We start from the raw sequence: 4,197 nt of genomic DNA, 5'->3' as shown, positions 1-4,197 counted from the left end.
ACATGACCATCTTCCGCGAGAACTCCGAAGACATTTACGCCGGTATCGAATGGAAGGCCGGTTCGCCGGAAGCCACCAAGGTCATCAAATTCCTTAAAGAAGAAATGGGCGTCACCAAGATCCGTTTCGACGAAAACTGCGGCATCGGCGTCAAGCCGGTATCGCGCGAAGGCACCAAACGTCTGGCGCGCAAGGCTCTGCAATATGTGGTCGACAATGACCGCGATTCGCTGACCATCGTGCACAAAGGCAACATCATGAAGTTCACCGAAGGTGCCTTCAAGGAATGGGCCTACGAAGTGGCGGCCGAAGAGTTCGGTGCGACCCTGCTCGACGGCGGTCCGTGGATGCAGTTCAAGAATCCGAAAACCGGCAAGAATGTTGTGGTCAAGGACGCCATCGCGGACGCCATGCTCCAGCAGATCCTGCTGCGCCCGGCCGAATACGATGTGATCGCTACGCTTAACCTCAACGGTGACTACCTGTCCGACGCGCTGGCGGCGGAAGTGGGTGGTATCGGTATTGCGCCGGGCGCCAACCTGTCCGACACCGTGGCGATGTTCGAAGCGACCCACGGTACCGCGCCGAAATATGCCGGCAAGGACCAGGTCAACCCGGGCTCGCTGATTCTCTCGGCCGAGATGATGCTGCGTCATATGGGCTGGACGGAAGCGGCGGACCTGATCATCAAGGGAACCAACGGTGCGATCGGCGCCAAGACTGTTACTTATGATTTCGAGCGCTTGATGGATGGCGCGAAGCTGGTGTCGTCTTCCGGGTTCGGGGATGCGTTGATTTCGCATATGTAAAAGCTGCAGGTACGCAAAAACCGCCTGACTCGATGGGTTGAGTCAGGCGGTTTTTTATGACCGAATGTTTTGAGGCTTCAACTGGTTGCCGTTTGTTTTTTCGTAGCAATCGAGCTTGGCGTCGAAGCTGCTTCGACCGGAGTTATCTTCACGGCATGCAAGCCTTTGGGGCCTTGAACGATGTCGAATGTGACTGCCTGACCCGCTTTCAGGGTCTTGTACCCTTCCATTTCAATGGCCGAGTAGTGGGCAAAGAAGTCAATGTCCTTGCCATCCTCATCGCGACCTTCCCGGGCATCGGTATTGATAAAGCCGAATCCCTTGGCATTGTTGAACCATTTCACCTTGCCGACAGCCATGCTCAAATCCCTCTGCAACAGACTCCATCGCTGGAGTATCATCCACGACATCCGCAATCGAATTCGATAAAAGAATTGACTCCGCGGATCTTTTTTACCCACTGTGGGCTCTATTGGTTGTAACACCGTTTTCCCGATAGTCAAGGTGACCGGGCAGTCGTAGTTGAAAACGTGTGCAACCGCCCCCACCACTGTATTCGCACAACTGACGAACCTTTTTTTCCATGCATGCAATCAGCCAGATTCGACTAACATTCAATCAGGATCGCCCGCTTCTCCAAAAGGATCTTCCACAGGAGCACGACGACGATTCGGCAGGCGTTGCTGTTCAGGAAGCAAAGCCCGCGTTACAGGCGCCGCCGATGTACAAGGTGGTTTTGTTCAACGATGACTACACACCGATGGATTTCGTCGTCGAAGTGCTCGAGGTGTTTTTTAACCTGAATCGCGAGCTGGCGACCAAGGTCATGCTGGCCGTCCATACAGAAGGACGGGCAGTATGTGGAGTGTTTACCCGCGACATCGCCGAGACAAAGGCCATGCAGGTCAACCAGTACGCCAGGGAAAGCCAGCATCCGCTACTCTGTGAAATCGAGAAGGACGGTTAATCGCCGACCACTTGGGTATGAGGTGAAGCTATGTTAAACCGCGAGCTCGAAGTCACCCTCAATCTTGCCTTCAAGGAGGCTCGTTCGAAGCGTCATGAGTTCATGACCGTCGAACATCTCCTGCTGGCCCTATTGGATAATGAGGCTGCCGCCACCGTTTTGCGTGCCTGCGGCGCAAACCTCGACAAACTCAAGCATGATCTGCAGGAGTTCATCGACTCCACCACGCCATTGATCCCCGTGCATGACGAGGATCGCGAAACCCAGCCAACCCTGGGCTTCCAGCGTGTCCTGCAGCGTGCTGTTTTTCACGTACAGAGCTCGGGCAAACGCGAAGTGACCGGCGCCAACGTGCTGGTCGCCATCTTCAGTGAGCAAGAGAGTCAGGCCGTGTTCCTGCTGAAACAGCAGAGCGTGGCGCGCATCGATGTCGTCAACTACATCGCCCACGGCATTTCGAAAGTACCGGGGCACGGCGATCACTCTGAAGGTGAACAAGATATGCAGGACGACGAGGGCGGTGAGTCTTCTTCTTCAGGCAATCCTCTGGATGCTTATGCCAGCAACCTCAACGAGCTCGCGCGCCAGGGTCGCATCGATCCGCTGGTCGGCCGTGAATCGGAGGTCGAGCGTGTCGCGCAGATCCTCGCGCGCCGACGCAAGAACAATCCGCTGCTGGTGGGTGAGGCAGGCGTGGGTAAAACCGCGATTGCCGAAGGCCTGGCCAAGCGCATCGTCGACAATCAGGTGCCGGATCTTCTGGCCAATGCGGTTGTTTATTCGCTCGACCTCGGCGCTCTGCTCGCGGGTACCAAATATCGCGGTGATTTCGAGAAGCGCTTCAAGGCGCTGCTCAATGAACTGAAGAAACGTCCGCAGGCGATCCTGTTCATCGACGAGATCCACACCATCATCGGTGCGGGTGCTGCGTCCGGTGGCGTGATGGATGCGTCCAATCTGCTCAAGCCGCTGCTGTCGTCTGGCGACATTCGCTGCATCGGTTCCACCACATTCCAGGAATTTCGCGGCATCTTCGAGAAGGATCGTGCCTTGGCGCGTCGCTTCCAGAAGGTCGATGTCGTCGAGCCATCGGTGGAAGACACCATTGGCATCCTGCGTGGCCTGAAAGGACGTTTCGAGCAGCATCACAATATCGAATACAGCGATGAGTCGTTGCGTGCCGCTGCCGAACTGGCGTCGCGCTACATCAATGACCGGCACATGCCGGACAAGGCCATCGACGTGATCGACGAAGCGGGCGCCTACCAGCGTCTGCAACCGGTAGAGATGCGCGTCAAGCGTATCGAAGTGCCACAGGTCGAGGACATCGTCGCGAAAATCGCGCGGATTCCGCCAAAGCACGTGACCAGTTCCGACAAGGAGCTGCTGCGTAACCTGGAGCGTGACCTGAAGCTGACGGTGTTTGGTCAGGACGCGGCGATCGATTCGCTGTCGACTGCGATCAAACTGTCCCGCGCCGGCCTCAAATCGCCGGACAAGCCAGTCGGTTCGTTCCTGTTTGCCGGGCCTACCGGTGTCGGTAAAACCGAGGCCGCGCGACAACTGGCCAAGGCCCTGGGCATTGAACTGGTGCGTTTCGACATGTCCGAGTACATGGAGCGTCACACCGTATCGCGTCTGATCGGTGCGCCTCCAGGTTATGTCGGTTTCGACCAGGGCGGTCTGTTGACCGAAGCGATCACCAAGCAGCCGCATTGCGTGTTGCTCCTCGATGAAATCGAGAAGGCGCATCCGGAAGTCTTCAACCTGCTGTTGCAGGTCATGGACCACGGCACGCTGACCGACAACAACGGGCGCAAGGCGGATTTCCGCAACGTGATCGTGATCATGACCACCAACGCCGGTGCCGAGACGGCCGCGCGGGCTTCGATCGGTTTCACCCATCAGGACCACTCGTCCGATGCGATGGAAGTGATCAAGAAGAGCTTCACGCCGGAATTCCGTAACCGTCTGGACACCATTATCCAGTTTGGTCGCCTCAGTCATGAGGTCATCAAGAGTGTGGTGGACAAGTTCCTCACCGAGCTTCAGGCGCAGCTTGAAGACAAGCGTGTGTTGCTTGAGGTTACCGATGCGGCGCGTAGTTGGCTGGCGGCGGGTGGTTATGACTCGGCGATGGGCGCACGTCCGATGGCGCGTCTGATCCAGGACAAGATCAAGCGTCCGCTGGCGGAGGAGATTCTGTTTGGCGAACTGGCCGAGCATGGCGGTGTGGTGCACATCGACATCAAGGATGGGGAGTTGACGTTCGACTTCGAGACCACTGCAGAAATGGCCTGACGGCTGTGGATCAAGAGGGCGCCTTCGGGCGCCTTTTTGTTGCTCGTTGTTTGGTGAGGTTGGGTGAATGTCCGTTGCTTCGGTAGCGGCCACTGACGGTTTCGCCTGACGGCGACTTAC

At 57.1% G+C, this 4,197-nt stretch carries 4 protein-coding genes; 3 read left to right on the top strand and 1 reads right to left on the bottom strand.

Annotation, left to right across the window (positions count from 1 at the left end; genetic code table 11):
• Positions 1–809 (top strand): NADP-dependent isocitrate dehydrogenase (icd, locus tag OQK_RS27390; protein ID WP_016775268.1); only part of this gene is annotated, 809 nt, incomplete at its 5' end.
• 77 nt (positions 810–886) lie between these two features.
• Here icd and OQK_RS27385 read toward each other — a convergent pair.
• Positions 887–1,168 carry a cold shock domain-containing protein gene (locus OQK_RS27385; RefSeq protein WP_016775267.1) on the bottom strand — a complete coding sequence of 94 codons (282 nt, stop codon included), beginning with the start codon at positions 1,166–1,168 and terminating at the stop codon, positions 887–889.
• Positions 1,169–1,392: 224 nt separating this feature from the next.
• On the opposite strand from OQK_RS27385, the gene clpS reads away from it, so the two are divergent.
• Positions 1,393–1,776 carry an ATP-dependent Clp protease adapter ClpS gene (gene clpS / locus OQK_RS27380; protein ID WP_011334948.1) on the top strand — a complete coding sequence of 128 codons (384 nt, stop codon included), beginning with the start codon at positions 1,393–1,395 and terminating at the stop codon, positions 1,774–1,776.
• Between the two features lie 30 nt (positions 1,777–1,806).
• A complete protein-coding gene (gene clpA / locus OQK_RS27375; protein ID WP_016775266.1) occupies positions 1,807–4,077 on the top strand; it encodes an ATP-dependent Clp protease ATP-binding subunit ClpA in 2,271 nt (756 codons plus the stop codon).
• Positions 4,078–4,197: the final 120 nt, after the last annotated feature.

The sequence above is a fragment of the Pseudomonas sp. R62 genome, assembly GCF_000257605.1.
GTDB classification, from domain to species: domain Bacteria; phylum Pseudomonadota; class Gammaproteobacteria; order Pseudomonadales; family Pseudomonadaceae; genus Aquipseudomonas; species Aquipseudomonas atacamensis.
Note: the sequence above shows the minus strand (reverse complement) of the source record. Positions and strands in the feature narration are given on the sequence as shown.